Source organism: Polaribacter aestuariivivens (assembly GCF_005885675.1).
In the GTDB taxonomy this organism is placed as follows: Bacteria; Bacteroidota; Bacteroidia; order Flavobacteriales; family Flavobacteriaceae; genus Polaribacter; species Polaribacter aestuariivivens.
In genome coordinates, this window is record NZ_VANR01000006.1 from 73,142 (window position 1) to 97,293 (window position 24,152).

Below are 24,152 nucleotides of genomic sequence, written 5' to 3' on the forward strand. Positions count from 1 at the left end.
ATGAGTTTAAAATACTTTTTTGGTTGTATTATCTCTTTTCCTCTACTTCCTTTGCTTTTTTATCAAGGAAAAAAAATAATAAAGCAAACTCCAAGATTGCCAGAAGCAAAAAAACCACAAGGTTTTATAAAAAATAATGTCAAAAAAACTTTAAAAATAATTTCGATTGGAGAAAGCACTATTGCTGGAGTTGGTGTAGATATTCATGAAAATGGTTTTACTGGAGCTTTAGCTAAAGAAATTGCCAGCAAAAAAAATATTTCTGTTTTATGGAAAGTATATGCTAAAAGTGGTTACACAGCTAAACAAATTAACAAACGTATACTACCAAAGATTGAAGAATCTAATGCTGATGTCATTGTTATTGGTTTAGGTGGTAATGACGCCTTCAAGCTAAACTCACCAACTCTTTTTATGCTGAATGTAAATAGTTTAATTAAAAATTTACAGAAAAAATTTCCTAGGACACCTATTTATTTCACAAACATGCCTCCTATTAAAGAGTTTCCTGCATTTACAAAAACCATAAAATTTGTTATTGGAAATTTAGTTGAAATTTTTGGTGACAAATTGCATAATAAGATAAAAAAGAAAAGAAGAGTTTTTTATAATAAAGAAATTGTTACGTTAGAAAAATGGTCTAAAAAACATCAATTAAAAAACGATGCTAGTATTTATTTTAGTGATGGTGTGCATCCTTCTAAATTATCTTATGAATTATGGGGTAAAGATATGGCTCAATTTATTATGAAGAAAAGAAGTTTTAAAAAGTGGTTAAAGGCTAAATGAACTAAAAAATCTCAAGCTTTCACTTGAGATTTATACTAATTTATTTTGATAACTTTAATTATCAATAGAGCCTAAAACACGCTTCATAAATGTATTTAATGCTTCTTTTTTAGGAGTACCATCTTTTACCATTTTATCTACTTCCAACGCTCCATACATATTAGAAATTAATTCACCTATAACATCTAATTCTTCATCTTTTAAAGATGGAACTTCTGTTAAAGCTTCTAATGTTTCAATCGTTTCTAAAATGTAATCTTGGTCGTTTTCTTCAATAAAACCTGTCAGATGCTTGATAACTGGTAATTTCATAGTTAAGCGATTTCGTTTACTAAGTCTTTTAAAACGTCAAATTTATTTGTTTGAGTTTGGTTTTTCTTTTCTCCATTTACAAAAGTTGCAAAAGTTGGTAAATTACTAACATCTGCTAACTTTCTACTTTCTGGAAATTTTTCAGCATCAACAATTACGAATTTAATATCACCTAATTCTGTAGCTAATTTTTTAAATTTTGGTTTCATAATTCTACAATTTCCACACCACGTTGCAGAATATTGCACAACAACTTTATCATTCCCTGAAACAATTGTTTGTAAATTATCTTCTACTAATTCCTGTACCATAATTCTTTTTTTTTTTTAGGATTCGTGTTTAAGCCCCCAAACTTAAACACGAATTTTTTCCTTTTTTTTTAAAATTTGTATTTAATGTTTTGCTAAATAAGCAGCTGTACCTTTTGCATTTGGTGACATTGCTTCTTTACCTTCTTCCCAATTTGCAGGACAAACTTCTCCATTTTTTTGAACATGAGCATATGCATCAATTAAACGTAAAAATTCGTTTACATTTCTTCCAACTGGCATATGGTTTACTCCTTCATGAAAAACAGTTCCTTCTTCATCAATTAAATAAGTAGCTCTATATGTTACATTATCACCTTCTACTTGAATTGTTTGTGTTGCTTCGTCAAACGTTTCGTTTGTAATATCTAAGATTCCTAAAATTGAAGATAAGTTTCTATTAGAATCTGCTAAAATAGGATAAGTAACACCTTCTATACCTCCATTATCTTTAGAAGTACTTAACCATGCAAAATGTACTTCAGGTGTATCGCAAGACGCACCAACTACAATTGTATTTCTTTTTTCAAACTCACCTAACGCAGCTTGAAAAGCATGCAATTCTGTTGGACAAACAAATGTAAAATCTTTCGGATACCAAAATAACAATACTTTCTTCTTATTATTTACTGCTTCTTCTAATACATTTAATTTAAAAGTATCGCCCATTTCATTCATTGCGTCTACATTTAAATCTGGAAATTTTTTACCAACTGCTGTTGCCATAATTTTTATTTTTTTTCAATTAATATTTAAGTTTATTATGCCACAAAGATAAATATGCAACTAGACTTTATGAAAAAAGTTAATGGGAAGTTTTTATATTATAATCATTATTATTTATAGTTCACGAACAACTTTATAAGATTTTATTATTCTGATAAAATACCTATTTTGTAAATAGTTTTTCCTGATTTCAAAATAAGAAATATAGATAAAAACTATTTATTAATTTATTGTAAATTTGAGTTTTACTAAAATTATAAATTATGGAAAATAACAGCAATAGTGGCAGCAATTTAGATAAATGCCCTTTTTTAAACGGAGCTCAAAAAGAATCCGCAGGAAAAGGAACAACAAATAGAGATTGGTGGCCTAACGAATTAAGATTAAATATTTTACGTCAAAACGCTTCAAAATCAAATCCTTTAGGAGAAAAATTTAATTATAAAGAAGCTTTTAACAGCATAAATTTCCAAGAATTAAAAAATGATGTTTTAAATCTAATGACAGATTCACAAGATTGGTGGCCAGCAGATTACGGACATTATGGTGGTTTTATGATTCGTATGGCGTGGCATAGTGCTGGTACTTACAGAATTGGAGACGGACGTGGAGGTGCTGCTTCTGGAAACCAACGTTTTGCTCCATTAAATAGTTGGCCAGATAATGGTAATTTAGATAAAGCACACTTATTATTATGGCCAATTAAGAAAAAATATGGTAATAAAATTTCTTGGGCAGATTTAATGATTTTAGCTGGAAATTGTGCTTTAGAATCAATGGGATTTAAAACTTTTGGTTTTGCTGGTGGTAGAGAAGATATATATGAACCCGAACAAGATATTTACTGGGGAAATGAAACAACTTGGGGTGAAAATGAAGCAAGATATGAAAGTGGTGAACTAGAAAAACCATTGGCTGCTGTTATGATGGGCTGGATTTATGTAAATCCTGAAGGACCTAATGGAGTTCCAGATCCTATAGGTTCTGCCAAAAATGTTAGAGAAACATTTAAAAGAATGGCTATGAATGATGAAGAAACTGTGGCTTTAGTTGCAGGAGGTCATACTTTTGGTAAAGCACATGGTGCTGCAAATCCAGATAAATATGTTGGCAATGCACCTCATGGAGCAAAAATCGAAGAAATGAGCTCAGGTTGGAAAAATTCCTTTAAATCGGGTGTTTTAGATGATACAATTACAAGTGGAATTGAAGGCGCTTGGACACCAAATCCTACAAAATGGGATGCAGATTATTTTGATGTTTTACTAAATTATGATTGGGAATTAACTAAAAGTCCTGCTGGAGCACATCAATGGACACCAACAGCAGCTTCAAATGCGAGAATGGCTCCAAAGGCTGGAAACCCAAATGAAAAGCAAGCTCTGATGATGACAACTGCGGATATCGCTTTAAAAACAGATCCAAAGTATTTAGAAATTTCAACTCGTTTTCATAAAGATCATAAGGCTTTTGAAGATGCTTTTGCCAGAGCTTGGTACAAGTTAACTCATAGAGATATGGGACCTAAAGAGCGTTATCTAGGACCTGAAGTTCCTTCTGAAGAATTACTTTGGCAAGATCCAATTCCTGCCTCAAAAAGCATTTTAAGTAACGCCGATATTGAAGCTCTAAAAAACACCATTTCTAATGTAGGTTTAACTATTTCTCAATTAGTTTCTACAGCTTGGGCTTCTGCATCAACTTATAGAGATTCAGACAAACGTGGTGGAGCAAATGGTGCTAGAATTCGATTAGAACCTCAAGTAAACTGGGAAGTTAACAATCCTAGTGAATTGAAAAAAGTTTTATCTGTTTACGAAAAAATTAAAGACGATTTTAAAGGTGAAGTTTCAATTGCAGATTTGATTGTTTTAGGTGGTACTGTTGGTGTTGAAAAAGCAGTTAAAAATGCTGGTTATAATGTATCTGTTCCATTTTCCGCAGGAAGAGCAGATGCTTCTCAAGAACAAACAGATATTGAAGCTTTTGAATATTTAGAGCCTTTAGCTGATGGTTTTAGAAATTATGAAAAACCAAATTTGGGTATAAACGCAGAAGAGTTATTAATTGACAAAGCAAACCTATTGACTTTATCTGTTCCTGAAATGACTGCTTTAGTTGGTGGTTTAAGAGTTTTAGGTGTAAATTATAATAATTCTAATCACGGTGTTTTTACCGATAAAAAAGAATCTTTAACAAATGACTTTTTTGTGAATGTTTTAGACTTTTCAATTACATGGAAAGCTGTAAATTCTGAAGAAAAAGAGTTTATTGGTAGAGATCGAAAAACAAATGCTATGAAATTTTCTGGAACTCGTGCAGATTTAATTTTTGGTTCTAATACAGAGTTGAGAGCAATTTGTGAGGTTTACGGAGCAAATGATGGAGAAGAAAGATTTGTTAAAGATTTTATTAAAGCTTGGACAAAAGTGATGAACTTAGATCGTTTTGATTTATAAAAAATAAATTGAATAAAAAAAAAGGAGATTCAAAATGAGTCTCCTTTTTTTATAATTTCTATAGTTAGACTATTTACTCGCAAATAATTTTACATCATTATCTGAAACAATTTTTTCTCCAAGAATTATTAGACGTTCTACAACGTTTCTTAATTCACGAATATTACCTGTCCAATTGTATTGCTTTAATAAATCTATAGCATCTTCTGAAAAAGTTTTTTCAGACATACCTTGTTCTGTAGCTATTTTTTTAGCAAAAAAATCTACCAACAATGGAATATCTTCTCGTCTATCATTTAACGCTGGAACTTTTATTAAAATAACAGCTAATCTGTGATATAAATCTTCTCTAAATCTACCTTGTGAAATTTCATCTTGTAGGTTTTTATTTGTTGCTGCAATTACTCGAACGTTTACTTTGATGTCTTTATCTGATCCTACTCTTGAAATTCTATTTTCTTGTAAAGCTCGCAAAACTTTTGCTTGTGCAGAAAGACTCATGTCTCCTATTTCATCTAAAAAAATAGTTCCTCCATTTGCTGCTTCAAATTTTCCTGCTCTGTCTTTATTAGCTCCTGTAAAAGAACCTTTAACGTGCCCAAACAATTCACTTTCAATTAATTCTGAAGGAATTGCTGCACAATTTACCTCAATCATAGGTGCTTTAGAACGATCTGATTTTTCGTGCAACCAATGTGCAACCAATTCTTTTCCAGTTCCATTAGGACCTGTAATTAAAACTCTGGCATCTGTAGACGCAACTTTTTCAATAATATCTTTTATATGAGAAATGGCATCACTATTTCCAACCATTTCGTAATTTTTGCTTACTTTTTTCTTTAGTCTTTTATTTTCAACAACTAGTGTTTTATTTTCTAAAGCGTTTCTTACAGTATTTAAAAGGCGGTTTAAATCCGGCGGTTTTGATATGTAGTCAAAAGCACCTAAACGCATTGTATTTACAGCTGTATCTAAATCTCCATGACCAGAAATCATTACAATTGGTATTTCTGGCTTTATTTTTTTAGCTTTTTCTAGAACTTCAACACCGTCCATTTTTGGCATTTTAATATCGCATAAAACCAAGTCGTAATCTTTATCTTTTATAAGTTCTATACCTATCAAACCATCTTCTGCTTCTTCTACAACGTAAGTTTCGTTTTCTTCAGAAATAATTTTTTTCAAAACTCTTCTAATAGCAGCTTCATCTTCTATAATTAATATTTTCGGCATTATATTTTAAATTTAATTCCTGTTCTTAAATAAAATGTATTCACATTGTCTAACGTAAAAACATTCTCTCTATTTTCGTTTCTTAATACATTATTCATTCTTAGTGTTGCTCCACTATATGCGTACCAAACTAAATGTTTTGCAAATTGGTATTCATACCCTAAACCTGCTACAATTACAGATAGAGAAATGTTATCTACTTGGTTTCCGTTTACTGAAGTTGGTCTTTGTAAATGTGCAAAGTAACCATCTAATCCTAAAAAAGATTGTAAGTTATTTTTTTCATTTATGTTGTATTTTAAATTCATCCTAGGAATACCAACTGTGTACGACCATTTTTTATTTAACTCTCTGTAATAACTGACTAATGGCAGTGGAAAAGGAATACCTGTTGTGGTATTGTAAGTTAATCCTAAAATTAAGCGATATGGTTTTTCTACGTCTGTTGCTTTTGTTCGATCTTTTATAAAAAAAACGCCTCCGTTTATAAAAAAATCTTTATTTGTTATTTTTTCATTTAAAGTAGATGCTAATCTTGGAGCAATACTATATGCTACTCTCCATTTTTCATTCATTTTATAGGTGTAAGCTAAATTTAAATCAATTACTGTAATGGTTTCTAAAAAAGACCTATTAAAAGGATAATTATCGTTTAAATTTAAGTAAATTCTATTGTAATCTGTACCAATTACAAAATAAGTATCTTCCTTTAGTTCTATGGGATAATTTATTAATGCTCTTACTCTTGTGTACTGATCATCGGAATTTCCTTTTGGAATAAATGAGTATTCTACTCTTGCAATATCAGTTAATTGCGCGTTTAAAACAAGGCTAAAAAATACACAAAATACAGTAACAATTTTTTTCATTTTCCTAATTAGTTCTCTTCTTTATCTTTTTCTTCTTTTATGATTTTATTTTTATTTTCTGATTTTGTTTCCACTAACTGTAACTCTGATTTAGTTTCTTGATAAAAATGTACATCTCTTTGTGGAAAAGGAATGGTTACATTGTTCTCTCTAAATGCTTTGTCTATTTCAAAACGTAAATCGCTTTGTACAAATCTTGTTTCAAAACCATCATTTAAAGAAAATACCAATTTAAAATTCAAAGAACTATCAGCAAAATCAGTAAATAAAACAGTTGGTTCAGGTATGCTTAAAATTTTATTGTGATTTTTAGCTTTTTCTAACAAAATGTTTTTTACCAACTCTACATCACTTCCATAAGAAACTCCAACTGTAACAGATTCTCTTGTTTCTGTTCCATTTTCTGTCCAGTTAAATAATATGTTTGTTAAGTACAGGTGATTTGGAATAACCAAAACTTTATTATCTACAGTTACTGCTCTTGTTGTTCTTAACCTAATATCTAAAACACGACCAACTTTTCCTTCTAACTCAATAATATCACCTACATGAACAGACTGATCTACCAAAATAAATATTCCAGAAATAATGTCTTGAAACAAGGTTTGCAACGCTAAACCAACACCAATTAAAAGTGCTGCAGATGCTGCAAAAACTGCGGTTACATTTACTCCTGAAGAGTGCATAGCTATCAAAAAAATCACCAAGAAAACGAACCATCTTATATATGTAAAAACTGTTACAAACTTGTGCTTATCGTTCTTTGGAAGCTTTCTTGTAATTAACCTTCGTACAAATTTAAGTATGATTGCAGTTAAAACTAACGCAATCGCAACAAATAGTAACCCTTTTACTGTAATACTAATTTCTTTTGAAAAAACAAACGTATAATCTAAAATAGAATTTGCTTCTTCTACAATTGTATCTTTTACTTGTTCTATTTTGTCTTGCATCTTTTTAATATTTTAACCATTTATACAAATCTTTGTATGTCGCTTTTTTACCATACATTAAAATACCTACTCTATAAATTTTTGCTGCTAACCATACCATAAAAACAAATGTAGCAACTAATAAACTCATAGAAATTGCTAGTTCTGTCCAAGAAACTCCAAAAGGAACTCTCATTAACATAACTATTGGTGATGTTAATGGAATATATGAAAATATAATAGAAACTGGCCCATGAGGATCATTCACCACAGTTGCAAAACCAACGTAAACACCTAAAATTAATGGTAACATTATTGGTAACATAAATTGCTGTGTATCTGTTTCGTTATCTACAGCTGCACCAACAGCTGCAAAAAGTGAACTGTACAACATAAATCCTCCTAAGAAATAAAAGATAAAAAGTATAAATAGTTTTAAAATTGGTAAGCCTAAAATTTCTTGAACTACCAACTGCATTTTATCTCCTTCAGCTGCGTTTTTAACAGCATCCATTTGTTCTGCTGAAACAGAGGTGTTTTGCATTTGCGACATATCTACACCAAATACAGAAGAAACAATTGTTAAAATAACGAACAATAAAATTCCCCATATAAAAAACTGAAGCAAACCTGCTGAGGCATTTCCAATGATTTTACCCAACATTAATTGGAAAGGTTTTACTGAGGAAACAATAATTTCTATAATTCTACTTGTTTTTTCTTCAATAACACTTCTCATTACAGAAGTTCCGTAAATCATTACAAACATCATTAGTAAATAACCCGCAATTGCGCCAAAAATAATCTTAATCCAATTTCTTAATTTTGATGATTCTTCTCCTGAAAAATCGTACATTTTTATATCTGTATTAATTTTTGAAGCTTCAATTTGAGCTAAATCAATACCAAAATTGGTTAGTTTTTTATTTCTAAGTTTTTTTTCAATTTTACTTTCTAAAGAATTAATGATAGACATGTTTGGTGAATCTTTAGAATAGAACTCTACTGAACTCGCTAAAACTTCTAAACTATCTTTTTTAGGAATATATAAAACACCATAATAACTTCCTTCTTCAACCTTTTTCTTAGTTTCTGAAATTCCAGTACTTGTAAAATCTAAATATTTAATGGATTCCGAATCTTTAAAATCTGTTTTATCAAACAAACCAGAATTATCTACATATACAATTTCTTTAGCTTTTTCATCATTTTTTTTCATTAGAAAAACAACCAAAGTTAGCATTCCAACCATAATTAGTGGACTCAAAAAAGTCATAATTATAAATGATTTGTTTCTAACCTTCGCAACAAATTCACGCTGTATAATCAACTTTAATTTACTCATAATTAGTTGTTTTTATTTATTGCTTGAATAAAAATATCATTTGCACTAGGTATTAGCTCTACAAAATGCTGCACTTCACCTCTACTTGTTAAAAATGATAATAAATCATTTGCAGTATTATTTTCATTTAACTGCACATTTAACGTTAAGCCATCACTTAATAATTTAAAATCTGCAGGAAATACCTTAAACTTTTCTTTCAATATTTTTTCTACCTCTTTTGGATTTTCCGTTTTTAACCCAACCTGAAAAGTATTGGTTCTAAAATTACGTTTAATATCATCTAAATTTCCTTCTAAAATTAAATTCGATTTATTTATTAAAGCTATTTTATCACACATTTCTTCCACAGACTCCATTCTATGTGTAGAAAAAATAATAGTTGCACCTTCATCTCTTAACTGTAAAATTTCATTTGCAATTAGTTGTGCATTTATAGGATCAAAACCAGAAAAAGGCTCATCAAAAATTAATAATTTAGGATTGTGCATTACAGTTACAATAAACTGTACTTTTTGAGCCATTCCTTTAGAAAGTTCTTCTATTTTTTTTCCCCACCAAGCAGTAATATCAAACTTTTCAAACCAATATTGTAGTCTTTTTTTTGCTTCTTTTTTACTTAAACCTTTTAGCTGTGCCAAATACAAAGCTTGCTCACCAACTTTCATTGATTTATACAAACCTCGTTCTTCTGGTAAATACCCTATTTGTTCAATATGTTTTGGCACTAGTTTTTCACCATCCAAAATTATTTCACCAGCATCTGGTAAGGTAATTTGGTTTATAATTCTAATTAATGATGTTTTTCCTGCCCCATTTGGACCTAAAAGTCCATAAACACTTCCTTTAGGTATGTGAATGGAAACATCGTTTAATGCTGTAAAATCGCCATACTTTTTTACAACATTGTTTATTTCTAGTAAGTTTTTCATTAATTATTTGGTTGAATACTTTAAGTGATTAGCTACAAAGCTAACTATTTTAATGATCATTTTTCGGTTTAAAATAATAATGATTAAATTTAATAAAATTGAGTTTAATGTAGTCAAAAATTACATTTCAAATTACTTTTTTAGAGGTTTAGTTTTTCTTTTTTTACTCAAGATTTTAAACTAATTTTAAATAACGTTCTTTTGAAAATGAAAGAAATAAATATACCTTGTAGCGAAAATCATTTAAAAAAATACTTTCTCTTAATTAAACGCAGACAATTAATATAATTACTATAGAAATTAAAGAAAAAACAAATTCAAATTTTTAAAAATAAAATTCTTTTCAAATTCTGAAAAATAAAAATTAATTATTTTATATATTTTAAAAGTAACTACTAATATTTATAATGCAATCAGTGTTTTAAAAAAACTTATTCTATTAAAAAATATTGAGATTTACCTAATTAATAAACAAAAAGGTTTTATATATAATTAGTAAAATAAAACTCAATACACTTCCAAATAATTATTTTTTTTTATTTGCCGTAGTAACACAAATTTATGTATAATTCTATTAGAAAAAATTCTTAAAAAGAAAACTTTAAAAATTAAAATATACTATAGCCAATTGTTAATAAAGTATTAAATGATTTAAAATTTATATCCAAACTACCTGATTGCTCACTAGACAAATTAACCCCTAACTCTGTATACACTCTCTCAAACAATCTTATACCTACGCCAAAATTCATCACAGGTTTAGATTCAAAGTCAGTTGCATCAGGATACTGAGAAAAAATAACTTCTCTATTAAAGGTTAAAGGGTATTGATATTTTATTGTCATAAATAATTGACTATCATCTAGTAAAAAGTAGTGCCTTATTCCAAGCCCTAATAATAAACTCGTTTCAGAAACCTCTATTCCCTCTGGGTTAAATGGTGCTGAATCTATCGAACTATTATATTCGGAATAGTTTATATCTAATAAAAAACTCCACTTTCGCTTGTTAAAAGGTAAACTGAATTCTAATTCGTTTGCTATTGTATAACCCAAACCAGATGAAGTTGCACTAAAACCTCTACCTATATTTTCTTTTTTTAACCTATTATAAGTTAAACCAAATTTTGGAATAATGGAAATAATTATCTTTTTTTGATTTAGATTAAAAAATTTATAATCACTATTTTTACATGTATTGAAATCTACTATTAAGTCAATTAATTGTTTTTTATCGTACTTCACTTTATTAATTCTATTTGAAAATTGATTTCTACAATTTAAAAAAGCACCTAATTCTCTATTAAAAGTACTATATAAAACTATTTGTTCGTTTGGTAAGACTACATTAAAATTAATAAGTTGTAAAAACTCACCATTATTTTTTTCAACTAAAAAAGTTTTAACTGTTTCACTTCCAACATACTCATAGAAACTTGTCTCACCTTCAACTAACTTATTAAAAAGAAGCTTTTTTGCTTCATATTTTGGTTTTCTACTATCTTCTTCTGTTAATTTAGTGTTGTAAACATTAATTTCAAACCATTTATATTTAAGTTGATTATATATTGAGAATTCAGTAAATTTTTCACTTTCAATTTTAATTTCTTTAGAATCAATACTATTTTTAAATAAAATAAATTCTGGAGGCAAAAACCATTCTTCATTCATAATTAAACCTTCAACTTTTTCACCATTTTTAGTTAAATAGTAACCTTTTTCGAATTTTACTTGCCCATAAAGGATATTAATAAAAAGCATTACAATAATCGTAGTAGTAATTCTTAACATTTTTTTAATTTATTTATTAAAACTAATATAATAAATAAATTGTTAAAATTTACTATGCGTGCATAACTTTTTTCAAATTTACTATGCGTGCATAATAAATTTTTATATATTTGAACCAATGGAGAAGTATAAATCAATAGATCATCAATTAAGAGCAACTTGGCAAGCAGTAGCAAAACTATATAACGAACAAGCGTTAACTCATAACAGTACAATGGCTACAGCTTTTGTTTTGTTAAATATTGATAAAGTAAATGGTACGCCTTCAACTGCATTAGGTCCTTTAATGGGAATGGAGCCTACAAGTCTTTCAAGAATTTTAAAAAACATGGAAGATAAAGGTGCAATTTACAGAGAAAAAAATCCTGATGATGGTAGAAGTGTAATCATTAAATTAACTGAATACGGAAAAGAAATGCGTGCAGTTTCTAAAGTACATGTAATTCAGTTTAACGAAACTGTGATACAAAATGTATCTCAAAGAGATTTGGAAGGTTTTTTTAATGTGACTTCAAAAATTAATAAATTAATAGCTGACAAAGAAATTTATAAAGAAACAAGCAACAAAGCAGTATAAAAAAAATAAACAAATGACTAGAAGAATTAAAAAAGTAGCAATTATTGGTTCCGGAATTATGGGAAGTGGAATTGCTTGTCATTTTGCCAACATTGGCGTAGAAGTTCTTTTATTGGACATCGTTCCAAGAGAATTAACTGACAAAGAAAAGGCAAAAGGTTTAACGTTAGAAGATAAAGTTGTTAGAAATCGTTTGGTAAACGATGCATTAACTACATCTTTAAAATCAAAACCCTCACCTATTTATAATCAAAAATTCGCAAAAAGAATTACTACAGGTAATTTAGATGACGATTTGCATAAAGTTGCAGATGTAGACTGGATTATGGAAGTTGTAGTAGAACGATTAGATATTAAAAAATCAGTTTTTGAGAAAATTGAAAAGTACAGAAAAGCTGGAACCATAATTTCTTCAAATACTTCAGGAATTCCGATTCAATTTATGAACGAAGGAAGAAGTGAAGATTTTCAAAAACATTTTGCGGTCACCCACTTTTTTAACCCTCCAAGATATTTAAAACTTTTTGAGGTAGTTCCAGGGCCAAATTGTAAGCAAGAAGTTACTGATTTTTTAATGATGTATGGTGAAAAATTTTTAGGAAAAACTTCTGTTTTAGCAAAAGACACACCTGCTTTTATTGGTAACAGAATTGGAATTTTCGGAATTCAATCTTTATTTCATCAAGTAAAAGAAATAGGTTTAACTGTAGAAGAAGTAGATAAATTAACAGGACCAGTTATTGGTCGTCCAAAATCTGCTACTTTTAGAACAGTTGATGTTGTTGGTTTAGATACTTTAGTACATGTAGCAAATGGAATTTACGAGAATTGTCCTAATGACGAGGCTCATGAATTATTCAAATTGCCAGATTTCATCAATACAATGATGGAAAACAAATGGTTAGGAAGCAAAACAGGACAAGGTTTTTATAAAAAAGTAAAAGGCGAGAATGGAAAAAGTGAAATTCATGCTTTAGATTTAAATACTTTAAAATACAGGCCTTCTAAAAAAGCAAAATTTGCAACTTTAGAATTAACAAAAACGATTGATAAGCCAATTGATAGATTCAAAATTTTAGTTGGAGGAAAAGACAAAGCTGGTGAATTCTACAGAAAGAATTTCGCAGCAATGTTTGCATATGTTCAAAATAGAATTCCAGAAATTTCTGATGAATTGTATAAAATAGACGATGCAATGAAAGCTGGTTTCGGTTGGGAAAATGGACCTTTCGAAATCTGGGATGCAGTTGGTGTAGAAAAAGGAATCGAATTAATGAAAGCCGAAGGAAAAGAACCTGCAACTTGGGTTACAGAAATGATAGCTTCTGGTTCTAAATCTTTTTATTCTGTTAAAGAAGGAGCTACTTATTATTATGATATTCCTTCTAAATCTCAAACAAAAAAACCAGGTCAAGATGGATTTATCATTTTAGATAATATTAGAAAATCGAACGAAGTTTTCAAAAATTCTGGTGTTGTAATCGAAGATATTGGAGATGGAATTTTAAATGTAGAATTCCAATCTAAAATGAATACGATTGGTGGCGATGTTTTAGCAGGAATTAATAAAGGTATAGATTTAGCGGAAAAAAATTTTCAAGGTTTGGTTGTTGGTAATCAAGCTGCAAATTTCTCTGTAGGTGCAAACATTGGTATGATTTTTATGATGGCTGTAGAGCAAGAATATGACGAATTAAATTATGCCATTAAATATTTCCAAGACACCATGATGCGTATGCGTTATTCTTCAATTCCAACTATTTCTGCTCCTCATGGAATGGCTTTAGGTGGTGGATGTGAAATATCATTACATGCTGATAAAGTTATTGCTGCTGCAGAAACGTATATGGGATTAGTAGAGTTTGGAGTTGGTGTAATTCCAGGTGGTGGTGGTTCTAAAGAAATGGCTTTAAGAGCATCAGACTCATTTAATAAAGGAGATGTTGAGTTAAACATTTTACAAGAAAATTTCTTAACGATTGGAATGGCGAAGGTTTCTACTTCTGCTTATGAAGCGTTCGATTTAGGGCTAATGCAAAAAGGAAAAGATGTTGTTGTTGTAAATAAAGACCGACAAATTGCTACTGCAAAAGCACATGCAAAATTAATGGCAGAAAGTGGTTACACACAACCTCCAAAACGAAAAGATGTTAAAGTGTTAGGAAAACAAGCTTTAGGAATGTTTTTAGTAGGAACAGATTCTATGGAGCATTCTAAATACATCTCTGAGCACGATCAAAAAATTGCAAATAAATTAGCTTATGTAATGGCTGGTGGAGATTTATCTGAACCAACTTTAGTTACAGAACAATATTTATTGGATTTAGAAAGAGAAGCTTTTTTATCTCTTTGTACTGAACGTAAAACCTTGGAAAGAATTCAAGCGATGCTGAAGACTGGGAAACCGTTGAGAAACTAAAAAAGGTATTAAGTACAAAGTATTAAGTATTAAGATTGAGCGACTTTAACGAAATGATTTCACAGAATAATACTTAATTCTTAATACTAAAATCTAAATACTATTACTATGCACAGATTTGAAGAATTGAAAATATGGCAAAAAGCGATGGACATTACTGAAAAATGTTACAGAGCCTCAGAAAATTTCCCTAAAGAGGAAAAATATGGATTGACATCACAACTTCGAAGAAGTGCTGTTTCTATTCCTTCAAATATATCTGAAGGGGCAGGACGAAATACAAACGGAGAATTCAAACAATTTTTAGGAATTGCAAATGGATCTTCCTATGAATTATTAACTCAATTATATTTATCTAAAAGATTAAATTTAATTAATGAAGAAAATGTAAGACCAATTATAAATGAGATTATTGAAGTAACCAAAATGAACTATTCACTTCAAAAATCATTAACTAAGTCTTAATTCTTTATACTAAAATCTTAATACAACTATGAGCAAACAAGCTTACATCGTAAAAGCATACAGAACTGCAGTTGCGAAAGCGCCAAAAGGGGTTTTTCGTTTTAAACGTGCAGACGAGTTGGGTGCAGAAACCATTCAACATATGATGAAAGAATTACCAAATTTAGACGTAAAACGTATAGATGATGTAATCGTAGGAAACGCAATGCCAGAAGGTTCACAAGGATTAAACATGGCGCGTTTTATTTCTTTAATCGGTTTAAACTCTGTGGATGTTCCTGGAGTTACAGTAAATCGTTTCTGTTCTTCAGGATTAGAAACCATTGCAATGGCTGCTGCAAAAATCAATGCAGGAATGGCAGACTGTATTATTGCAGGGGGTGCAGAAAGTATGAGCTCTGTACCAATGACTGGTTTTAAACCAGAATTAAACTACGATACTATTAAAGATGGTCATGCAGATTATTATTGGGGAATGGGAAATACTGCAGAAGCAGTAGCTAATCAGTTCAACGTTTCTAGAGAAGACCAAGATGAATTTGCTTACAATTCTCATATGAAAGCTTTAAAAGCACAAGCAGAAAATCGTTTTCAAGACCAAATTGTTCCTATTGAAGTAGAAGAAACCTATTTAGATGCAAATAATAAAAAAGCAACTAGAAAATATACGGTAAATAAAGATGAAGGTCCAAGAGCAGGAACTTCAATCGCTGTTTTAAACAAATTACGTCCGGTTTTTGCAGCTGGAGGAAGTGTTACTGCAGGAAATTCCTCTCAAATGAGTGATGGTGCTGCTTTTGTAATGGTTATGAGTGAAGAAATGGTGAAAGAATTAAACATCGAACCTATTGCAAGAGTTGTAAACTATGCAGCTGCTGGTGTAGAACCAAGAATTATGGGAATTGGACCGGTTGCAGCAATTCCTAAAGTTTTAAAGCAGGCAGGATTGAAACAAAATGATATCGAGTTAATTGAATTGAATGAAGCTTTTGCTTCTCAATCTTTAGCAGTAATGCGTGAGTTGAATTTGAATCAAGATATCGTAAATGTAAATGGTGGCGCTATTGCTTTAGGACATCCATTAGGTTGTACAGGAGCAAAACTATCTGTGCAATTATTCGATGAAATGCGCAAAAGAAACATGAAAAACAAATACGGAATGGTAACAATGTGTGTAGGAACTGGACAAGGTGCTGCAGGCGTTTTTGAATTCCTAAACTAATAATAAAATTAAACAAACAAAAAAATGGCAGAATTATTAAGAGGTGGTCAATTTCTTGTAAAAGAAACACATTGTGAAGACGTTTTTACTCCAGAAGATTTTACGGAGGAACAACAAATGATGAAAGAAGCAGTGATGGAATTTAATGACCGTGAAATTATTCCTCACAAAAACAGATTTGAAGCAAAAGATTATGCATTAACAGAAGAAGTAATGCGTAAAGCAGGAGAATTAGGTTTCTTAGGTGTTGCAGTGCCAGAAGAATATGGTGGATTAGGAATGGGGTTCGTTTCTACATTGTTAACTTGTGATTATATTTCAAGTGGAACAGGGTCTTTTAGTACTGCTTTTGGTGCGCATACAGGTATTGGAACCATGCCAATTACTTTATATGGAACTGAAGAACAAAAACAAAAATATGTACCAAAATTAGCTACTGGAGAGTGGTTTGGCGCGTATTGTTTAACGGAACCTGGAGCTGGTTCTGACGCAAATTCTGGAAAAACCACTGCAGAACTTTCTGCTGATGGAAAGTCATACAAAATTAATGGACAAAAAATGTGGATTTCTAACGCAGGTTTTTGTCGTTTAATGATTGTTTTCGCAAGAATAGAAAATGATAAAAACATTACTGGTTTTATCGTAGAATATGACAAGGACAATCCAAATGGAATTACTTTAGGTGAAGAGGAACACAAATTAGGAATTAGAGCATCATCAACCAGACAAGTATTTTTTAACGACACTGTTGTGCCTGCAGAAAATATGTTAGCTGGACGTGGAGAAGGCTTTAAAATTGCAATGAATGCACTAAATGTTGGAAGAATTAAATTAGCTGGTGCTTGTTTAGATTCTCAAAGAAGAGTTATTACACACGCAGTACAATATGCTACTGAACGTAAACAATTTAAAACTCCTATTGCAGATTTTGGTGCCATAAAAGTAAAATTAGCAGAAATGGCTACTGATGCTTATGTTGGAGAATCTGCTACTTACAGAGCTGCAAAAGATATCGAAGATAGAATTGCACTAAGAGTGGAAGCTGGTAATTCACACCAAGAAGCAGAATTAAAAGGTGTAGAGGAATATGCAATTGAATGCTCTATTCTTAAAGTTGCCGTTTCTGAAGATGTACAAAATTGTGCAGACGAAGGAATTCAAATTTTCGGTGGAATGGGATTCTCGGAAGAAACGCCTATGGAAGCTGCTTGGAGAGATGCAAGAATTGCTCGTATTTACGAAGGAACTAACGAAATTAACAGAATGCTTTCTGTAGGAATGTTAATTAAAAAAGCCATGAAAGGGCATGTAGATTTATTAGGTCCTGCAACAGAGGTTGCAAACAGTTTAATGGGAATTCCTTCTTTTGATACGCCAGATTATTCTGAATTATTTGCCGAAGAAAAAGAAATGATTTCAAAATTAAAAAAGACTTTCTTGATGGTTGCTGGTGCTGCATTGCAAAAATATGGACCAGAAATTGAAGAACATCAACAATTATTAATTGCAGCAGCAGATATTTTAATTGAAATATACATGGCTGAATCTGCAATATTAAGAACAGAGAAGAACGCAAAACGTTTTGGTGAAGACTCACAATCTGTACAAATTGCAATGTCTAAGTTATACTTGTATCATGCTGTAGATAAAATCGAAGAAAAAGGAAAAGAAAGTATTATTTCTTTTGCTGAAGGTGATGAGCAACGTATGATGTTAATAGGATTAAAGCGTTTTACAAAATATGCAAACTACCCTGATATTGTAGATTTACGTAACGAAATCGCTGAAAAAGTAAAAGCAGAAAATAAATACTGCTTCTAAAAAGCTCTTGATGTCAAAATGAGTGTTTAGAAAAATATTTTTCTTTTCACTCATACTTGACAACATTATAAATATTAAAAATATTCTTGAAAATCAAAATTTAAGAATTAGTTGTTTGTTTAAAAAAGATCATCTTAATTGATGGTCTTTTTTTATGTAATAAAACCAAATGTAAGACTCTTTATTTTTGTAAATTAGTAGTCATAAATTTTATACTATGAAACGTTCATTAAAATTATCTCTTCCAATTTTTGCTTGTACACTTTTATTTCTTTTTTGTAATCATATCGAACCCAAAAAAACAACTACAAAATCAGCTGAAGTTGCTCAAAAAAACCCAAAATTTAACGAATATTGGTACCAAGGTGAAGCAGAGATAACCTCCTATAAATTATATCAAAATAGATATGGAGAAATTCACGAAGGAACTGCTGTAAACATTTTTGTTACGGAAGATTTTCTACCAGAAAAACAGGTTAAAGCAGATTATCAAAATGATAAAAATATACCCATTTTAAAATTAAATAGCACTAAAAAATTTATTACAGGTATTTATCCATATTCTTTAATGACAAGCACCTTCTCTCCTATTAACATAAATGAGAAAACAATAAAAATTACTTTTTCTTCACAAGAGTGGTGTGGCAATACCTTTGTACAATTAAATAATAGAGAGCAATTTGAAATTGATTTTCACTCTTATTTTGAAAGTAATGCTGATAGAGAATTATCAATAGAAAAAGATATTTTAGAAAATGAACTTTGGAACGTAATTAGAATAAATCCAAATAGTATAAAAAAAGGAAGATATAAAGTAATTCCTTCCTTTGAATTTCTAGCATTAAACCATCAAAAAATAAAAGCCTACGATGCTGAAGTAAATTTAATTGAAAAAGGAACTTTTATCAATTTATCTGTTTTTTATCCACAATTAAAAAGAAAAATAACCATAACTTTCACTAAAGAATTTCCTTACACTATTGAAAATTGGGAAGAAACCATTACTAAAAATGGAAAAACTTTAACAACAAAAGCAGAGAAAATAAAAACAATAAAATCTGCATATTGGAGTAAAAATGGAGTTTCAGATACTGAAAATCGAAAAAAATTAGGGCTGTAAATTTAATTAATACATTATTTTTAGAGAAATATTTAACTTCACTTAAAAAAATTATGATGAACACCAAACTCTTATTCCTTGCTTCCATACTAACTATGCTTTTTAGCTGTAACACTCCTAAGAATATTCAAATTGATGAACAAATGCTGTTGGAAAGCATTAAAATTTTATCTCACGATTCCTTAGAAGGAAGAGGTTTTTCTAAAGTTGGAAATTACAAAGCCCAACAATTTATCGCTAAAAGATTCGAAGAAATTAGTTTAGAAAAAATGATTGGCGATTCTTATATTCAAGAGTTTCCTTATACATTTTCAGGTAAAAGAAGGTTAAGAATGTTTCCAATTTCTGAAGTCGAAAAAGAAGCAGAAAATATACCTGACACCACAGTTTTTGGAGGAAATGTCATCGGAAAAATTACTGGAAAAACAGAAAAAACAATTGTAATCACAGGTCATTTAGATCATTTAGGTATTAGAAACGGACAAATTTACAATGGAGCAGATGATGATGCTTCTGGAACTGCTGCCTTATTCGCAATTGCTTCTTATTTTAAAAAGAACAAACCAAATCATACGTTGATTTTTGCTGCTGTAGATGCTGAAGAAATTGGTTCTTTAGGTGCAGATTATTTTCTAAAAAAATATACTGATAAAAAAAATATTATTTTGAATATTAATATGGATATGATTGCACATAACGATTCTCTGGAGTTATATGCTTCTGGTTTGCATCATTATCCGCAATTAAAAGAACCGCTTCAAAATATAAAATCTCCAATAACTTTGTTGTTTGGTCATGACAACCCTAATGATAAAACTAAAGACGATTGGACATATTCTTCTGATCACAGAATTTTTCACAAAGAAAAAATTCCTTTTATTTATTTTGGTGTAGAAGATCATAAAGATTATCACAAACCTACAGACACTTTCGAAAATATTAATCAGCAATTTTATATTGATGCTGTAAAGTTGATTATTAAAGCTATTGAGAATTATGATTCTTTTTTAGAATAAAATAACTATTTAAAAAATTTCAACAATGAAAAACACCATTACAAAAGGTTTTATTTTATCAGGATTATCAAATATAGTGGCTGTTTTAATTTTATCAAGATTTTTTACAAACGAATTTATTCCGAAATACGACAATATAGTCATGTCTAACTTTGGGCTGTTAATGATTGTTGTTTGGGGTTTTGCTTATATTTCTGTTGCCAAAAATTATTCAAAAGTAAAATGGCTGGTAGCTGTTTTTGCTATTGAAAAACTAATTTATGCGATTATTTGGATTCTTTGGAGATTAAATAATGAAGTTTCTCCAATTTTCAATGAAGATATTATGGCTGGAATCTTCTATTCTATTTACGGAATTAACGATATTATTTTCTTTTTCTTTTTTTCGTACGTATTTGTGAAACTATCTCAAAAATAAATTCGTAATCTCTTTTTTATCAGTACTTTTGCACGCAATTTGAAAACATTACAATGAAGCGTATAAAACAATATAAAAAACTTTTTAAAGTTGAAGGGCCAATTAATTTGAAAGAATTAAAAACCACTTACAGAGGTTTGGTTAAAGAATGGCATCCAGATAAATTTCAGGATGAAGATAAAAAAGCAGCAGCAGAAATTAAAAGTACAGAAATTATTGATGGATATCACTTTTTAGTAAGTATTGCTCCTGAAACTAAGGAAGCAAATTTAGAAGCTTACAAAAAAACAATTACAGAGTTTCAAGTAGCAGATTGGCATCATAAAAGTATGTTACTAGAAGTTACTTTTACTGACGGAAATACTTACGAATACTTTGGTGTGAGTAAAATTTTATTCGGAAAATTTGTAAATGCGAAATCTATGAATAATTTCGGAAAAAGAAATATTTTCAATTCTTTTATTTACAGAAAATCAATGAAAGCTTCTGTTACAGCTTAATTATTTTTGTAGAAAATACAGGTTGCTTCATTTCTCACAATGACGCAAACATAAAAGAGATTGCTTTCGCAATCTCTTTTTTTGTTTATATATAATTATAAGCTTACTCTAAAGCGCCTAAATAACGTTCTGCATCTAATGCTGCCATACAACCTGTACCTGCTGCAGTAACTGCTTGCCTGTATTCTTTATCTTGAATATCTCCAGCTGCAAAAACTCCTGGTAAGTTGGTTTTTGTTGTTTTTCCTTTTGTGATTAAATAACCTGTTTCATCCATATCTAAAACTCCTTTAAATAAATCTGAATTTGGTGTGTGTCCAATCGCTATAAAAACTCCAGTTACAGGAATTTCAAATTTCTCTTTGGTTTGATTATTTACAGCTCTTACTCCTTCTACAACTTTGTCTCCTAAAACCTCATCTACTTCTGTATTATACAAAACAGTAATATTTTCAGTTTTATCAACTCTATGTTGCATTGCTTTAGAGGCTTTCATATAATCTTTACGAACTAACAGCGTAACTTTACTACAAATATTTGCTAAATAAGTAGCTTCTTCAGCTGCAGTATCTCCACCACCTACAACTACAACTTCTTGTCCTTTATAGAAAAAACCATCACAAGTTGCACATGCAGAAACTCCACCTCCAATCAAACGCATTTCACTTTCTAAACCTAAATATTTTGCAGTTGCTCCTGTACAGATAATTACAGTTGCTGCTTCAATTTCTTTATTTTCATCAACAATAACTTTGTGCTTACCACCTACTTTATCATTTAACTCAACATTTGTTACCATTCCAAAACGAACTTCTGTTCCAAAACGTTCTGCTTGTTTTTTTAAGTCTTCCATCATTGCAGTACCATCAGTACCGTTTGCATAACCAGGAAAATTATCAACTTCTGTTGTGGTGGTTAATTGACCTCCCATTTGCATTCCTGTATACATTATTGGTTTCATATCAGCTCTTGCAGCATAAATTGCAGCTGTATAACCTGCTGGTCCTGAACCTATAATTAAGCATTTTATTTTTTCTATATTTTCTGACATAATTCTGATTGAAAAATTTGAGGTACAAATCTATATTTTTAGATTTATTTATGCCACTTTTACTTATGAATAATTATAATTAGTTAATAACAAAAATTGATAGATTGTTTATATTGAAGTAATTTTTAGTCTTTAGAAATGTTTTCCACTTCTTTTTCTGTAATTATTGTATCACTTTTATTTCCCCAGGAATTGGTGATATAATTCATAACATCTGCAATCTCATCATTATCTAAACCTGGTTTAGACATTCTTCTTTTATAAGTTACACCGTTCACAATAATTTTTCCTTTTAAACCGTATTTGATAGCCTTTATACTTTCTTCTCTTTTTTCCATTAAGTAATCAGATTTTGCTAAAGGTGGATAAATTTTTCGTTTACCTTCCCCATTTGGCAAATGACAAGTAACACACATATCTAAATAAACCTCTTTACCTCTTTTTATACTCTGTAACAACTTAGAGTCTTGTTGTATATAGCTGTTTTTTTCTTCTTTAGATTTAAAGGAAAAAATCATAAAAAACAATAAAATAAAACCAATAACAATTCTCATATTAATTTGCTAAAATTTTTACAATTCCTATACCTTCCACTCCTGCGTATATAAAGCCATCATTTCCTTGTTCTATAGAACGTACTCGTCCTAAGCCTTCTAAAATTTTTTCCTCTTTTACCACTTTTCCATTTTGTAAGGTACAATTAGAAATATATTGAAATTTTAAAGAACCTACCAACAAATTTCCTTTCCAATTTGGATATACATCAGAATTTATAAAAGCCATTCCACTAGGTGCTATTGATGGTGTCCAATAATGTAATGGTTGCTCCATACCTTCTTTTTTAGTAATTTCTGTAAATTTTGATCCTGAATAATTAACTCCATAACTAATTACTGGCCAACCATAATTTTTTCCTTTCTGAATAATATTTATCTCATCTCCTCCTTTTGGACCATGTTCGTGCGACCAAATTTCATTCGTAAACGGGTTTATTTCCATTCCTTGTGGGTTTCTGTGTCCGTAACTAAAAATTGCTTTTTTGGCGTTTGTTTCGTTTACAAAAGGGTTATCAGCAGGAATAGTCCCATCATCATTTAATCGATATATTTTACCACAATCTTTCGTAATATCTTGTGGATTTTCATCTCTATTACCTCTATCTCCTATTGAAAAATAAATACGATTTTGTGCATCAAAAACAATTCGAGAGCCAAAATGCTGACCTCTTCTACTATTAGGATTTGCTTTGTATAAAACTTTTTTATTAATCAGTTTGTTGTTTTTTAAAACTGCACTCATTAAAGCAGTATTTGCTCCTTTTCCTTCACCTTCAGAAGATGCATATGCAAAATATATACGATTATTTTTTTTAAAATTAGGATGTAACTCAATATCCATTAAGCCACCTTGTCCGCGTAAAGTAACTTCTGGCATTCCTGCAATTATTGTTTTTTTTCCATTTTTAAAATGAATTAATTCTCCTTCTTTTTCAGTAATTAAGATAGAATTATCTGGTAGAAAAGTAAAACCCCATGGAATATCTAAATCTGGAACAATAATTTCGTATTTAGTTTCATTAGAATCTTGAGAATAACAAGAGAAAAATAACGTTAAAAAACTGATTAACAACAGGTAAGGATATTTCATTTTTAACAGGCAATTATATTTAAAAAAATTATTACAATATATAAATATTATTCTATATTTGCAGTCCTTAAATGAGCAATCATTTTCGGGGTGTAGCGTAGCCCGGTCATCGCGCCTCGTTTGGGACGAGGAGGTCGCAGGTTCGAATCCTGCCACCCCGACTAAAAACAAAAGAACCTTGATAATTTAGAGATTATCAAG

23 protein-coding genes and 1 tRNA gene are annotated in these 24,152 nt (G+C 30.1%); 12 read left to right on the plus strand and 12 right to left on the minus strand.

The features are described from left to right. Positions 1–789 carry an SGNH/GDSL hydrolase family protein gene (locus FDT66_RS11700; RefSeq protein ID WP_138536746.1) on the plus strand — a complete coding sequence of 263 codons (789 nt, stop codon included), beginning with the start codon at positions 1–3 and terminating at the stop codon, positions 787–789. 54 nt (positions 790–843) lie between these two features. On the opposite strand, the gene FDT66_RS11705 is transcribed toward FDT66_RS11700, so the two are convergent. The 3 genes from FDT66_RS11705 to FDT66_RS11715 form a co-directional block, all read right to left on the minus strand. After that, positions 844–1,101 carry a DUF6952 family protein gene (locus FDT66_RS11705; protein ID WP_138536748.1) on the minus strand — a complete coding sequence of 86 codons (258 nt, stop codon included), beginning with the start codon at positions 1,099–1,101 and terminating at the stop codon, positions 844–846. Positions 1,102–1,103: 2 nt separating this feature from the next. Continuing rightward, positions 1,104–1,412, minus strand: a complete 309-nt coding sequence (locus FDT66_RS11710; RefSeq protein ID WP_138536750.1) for a thioredoxin family protein — start codon at positions 1,410–1,412, stop codon at positions 1,104–1,106. Between the two features lie 81 nt (positions 1,413–1,493). After that, positions 1,494–2,135 carry a peroxiredoxin gene (locus FDT66_RS11715; protein WP_138536752.1) on the minus strand — a complete coding sequence of 214 codons (642 nt, stop codon included), beginning with the start codon at positions 2,133–2,135 and terminating at the stop codon, positions 1,494–1,496. A gap of 263 nt (positions 2,136–2,398) precedes the next feature. On the opposite strand from FDT66_RS11715, the gene katG reads away from it, so the two are divergent. Continuing rightward, complete coding sequence (gene katG, locus FDT66_RS11720) at positions 2,399–4,594, plus strand: catalase/peroxidase HPI (RefSeq protein WP_138536754.1); 2,196 nt, start codon at positions 2,399–2,401, stop codon at positions 4,592–4,594. A gap of 69 nt (positions 4,595–4,663) precedes the next feature. Here the strand turns inward: katG and FDT66_RS11725 are convergent, their stop codons facing one another. The 6 genes from FDT66_RS11725 to FDT66_RS11750 form a co-directional block, all read right to left on the minus strand. Beyond that, positions 4,664–5,827 carry a sigma-54-dependent transcriptional regulator gene (locus tag FDT66_RS11725; RefSeq protein WP_138536756.1) on the minus strand — a complete coding sequence of 388 codons (1,164 nt, stop codon included), beginning with the start codon at positions 5,825–5,827 and terminating at the stop codon, positions 4,664–4,666. Then, on the minus strand, positions 5,827–6,696 hold the full coding sequence (locus FDT66_RS11730) for a DUF6268 family outer membrane beta-barrel protein (protein WP_138536758.1): 870 nt from the start codon (positions 6,694–6,696) through the stop codon (positions 5,827–5,829). The genes FDT66_RS11725 and FDT66_RS11730 overlap by 1 nt, the downstream gene beginning before the upstream one ends. Positions 6,697–6,704: 8 nt before the next feature. Then, entirely contained in the window at positions 6,705–7,649 is a 945-nt protein-coding gene (locus tag FDT66_RS11735; protein ID WP_138536760.1) for a mechanosensitive ion channel family protein, read from the minus strand. A gap of 4 nt (positions 7,650–7,653) precedes the next feature. Beyond that, the gene (locus tag FDT66_RS11740; RefSeq protein WP_138536762.1) at positions 7,654–8,973 is read right to left on the minus strand and encodes an ABC transporter permease; all 1,320 of its coding nucleotides are present in this window, start codon (positions 8,971–8,973) and stop codon (positions 7,654–7,656) included. A gap of 2 nt (positions 8,974–8,975) precedes the next feature. Then, positions 8,976–9,905 carry an ABC transporter ATP-binding protein gene (locus FDT66_RS11745; protein WP_138536764.1) on the minus strand — a complete coding sequence of 310 codons (930 nt, stop codon included), beginning with the start codon at positions 9,903–9,905 and terminating at the stop codon, positions 8,976–8,978. A 608-nt stretch (positions 9,906–10,513) separates the two neighbouring features. Further along, positions 10,514–11,575, minus strand: a complete 1,062-nt coding sequence (locus tag FDT66_RS11750; protein ID WP_138536766.1) for a hypothetical protein — start codon at positions 11,573–11,575, stop codon at positions 10,514–10,516. A gap of 238 nt (positions 11,576–11,813) precedes the next feature. Here FDT66_RS11750 and FDT66_RS11755 point away from each other — a divergent pair, with 238 nt between their 5' ends. The 9 genes from FDT66_RS11755 (at position 11,814) to FDT66_RS11795 (ending at position 21,253) form a co-directional block, all read left to right on the plus strand. Continuing rightward, complete coding sequence (locus FDT66_RS11755; RefSeq protein WP_138536768.1) at positions 11,814–12,272, plus strand: MarR family winged helix-turn-helix transcriptional regulator; 459 nt, start codon at positions 11,814–11,816, stop codon at positions 12,270–12,272. A gap of 13 nt (positions 12,273–12,285) precedes the next feature. Next, positions 12,286–14,691, plus strand: coding sequence for a 3-hydroxyacyl-CoA dehydrogenase/enoyl-CoA hydratase family protein (locus tag FDT66_RS11760; protein WP_138536770.1), 2,406 nt, complete (start codon positions 12,286–12,288; stop codon positions 14,689–14,691). Positions 14,692–14,799: 108 nt separating this feature from the next. Continuing rightward, a complete protein-coding gene (locus FDT66_RS11765) occupies positions 14,800–15,156 on the plus strand; it encodes a four helix bundle protein (protein ID WP_138536772.1) in 357 nt (118 codons plus the stop codon). Between the two features lie 28 nt (positions 15,157–15,184). Continuing rightward, the gene (locus tag FDT66_RS11770; protein ID WP_138536774.1) at positions 15,185–16,378 is read left to right on the plus strand and encodes an acetyl-CoA C-acyltransferase; all 1,194 of its coding nucleotides are present in this window, start codon (positions 15,185–15,187) and stop codon (positions 16,376–16,378) included. 24 nt (positions 16,379–16,402) lie between these two features. Beyond that, the gene (locus FDT66_RS11775) at positions 16,403–18,199 is read left to right on the plus strand and encodes an acyl-CoA dehydrogenase family protein (RefSeq protein WP_138536776.1); all 1,797 of its coding nucleotides are present in this window, start codon (positions 16,403–16,405) and stop codon (positions 18,197–18,199) included. Positions 18,200–18,416: 217 nt separating this feature from the next. Continuing rightward, positions 18,417–19,319, plus strand: a complete 903-nt coding sequence (locus FDT66_RS11780; protein ID WP_138536778.1) for a septum formation inhibitor Maf — start codon at positions 18,417–18,419, stop codon at positions 19,317–19,319. A gap of 53 nt (positions 19,320–19,372) precedes the next feature. Beyond that, positions 19,373–20,335, plus strand: coding sequence for a M20/M25/M40 family metallo-hydrolase (locus FDT66_RS11785; RefSeq protein ID WP_222927919.1), 963 nt, complete (start codon positions 19,373–19,375; stop codon positions 20,333–20,335). 25 nt (positions 20,336–20,360) lie between these two features. Further along, positions 20,361–20,753, plus strand: a complete 393-nt coding sequence (locus FDT66_RS11790; RefSeq protein WP_138536780.1) for a hypothetical protein — start codon at positions 20,361–20,363, stop codon at positions 20,751–20,753. Positions 20,754–20,806: 53 nt separating this feature from the next. Then, positions 20,807–21,253, plus strand: a complete 447-nt coding sequence (locus tag FDT66_RS11795) for a KTSC domain-containing protein (protein WP_138536782.1) — start codon at positions 20,807–20,809, stop codon at positions 21,251–21,253. Between the two features lie 103 nt (positions 21,254–21,356). Here FDT66_RS11795 and trxB read toward each other — a convergent pair whose 3' ends face one another. The 3 genes from trxB to FDT66_RS11810 all read right to left on the minus strand — a co-directional run bounded on the left by trxB (position 21,357) and on the right by FDT66_RS11810 (position 23,951). Then, the gene (gene trxB / locus FDT66_RS11800) at positions 21,357–22,304 is read right to left on the minus strand and encodes a thioredoxin-disulfide reductase (protein ID WP_138536784.1); all 948 of its coding nucleotides are present in this window, start codon (positions 22,302–22,304) and stop codon (positions 21,357–21,359) included. A gap of 125 nt (positions 22,305–22,429) precedes the next feature. After that, the gene (locus tag FDT66_RS11805; RefSeq protein ID WP_138536786.1) at positions 22,430–22,858 is read right to left on the minus strand and encodes a c-type cytochrome; all 429 of its coding nucleotides are present in this window, start codon (positions 22,856–22,858) and stop codon (positions 22,430–22,432) included. Position 22,859: 1 nt separating this feature from the next. Continuing rightward, the gene (locus tag FDT66_RS11810) at positions 22,860–23,951 is read right to left on the minus strand and encodes a PQQ-dependent sugar dehydrogenase (protein WP_138536788.1); all 1,092 of its coding nucleotides are present in this window, start codon (positions 23,949–23,951) and stop codon (positions 22,860–22,862) included. A gap of 86 nt (positions 23,952–24,037) precedes the next feature. Between FDT66_RS11810 and FDT66_RS11815 the strand changes: the two genes are divergently transcribed. Then, positions 24,038–24,112, plus strand: a tRNA-Pro gene (locus FDT66_RS11815). Positions 24,113–24,152: the final 40 nt, after the last annotated feature.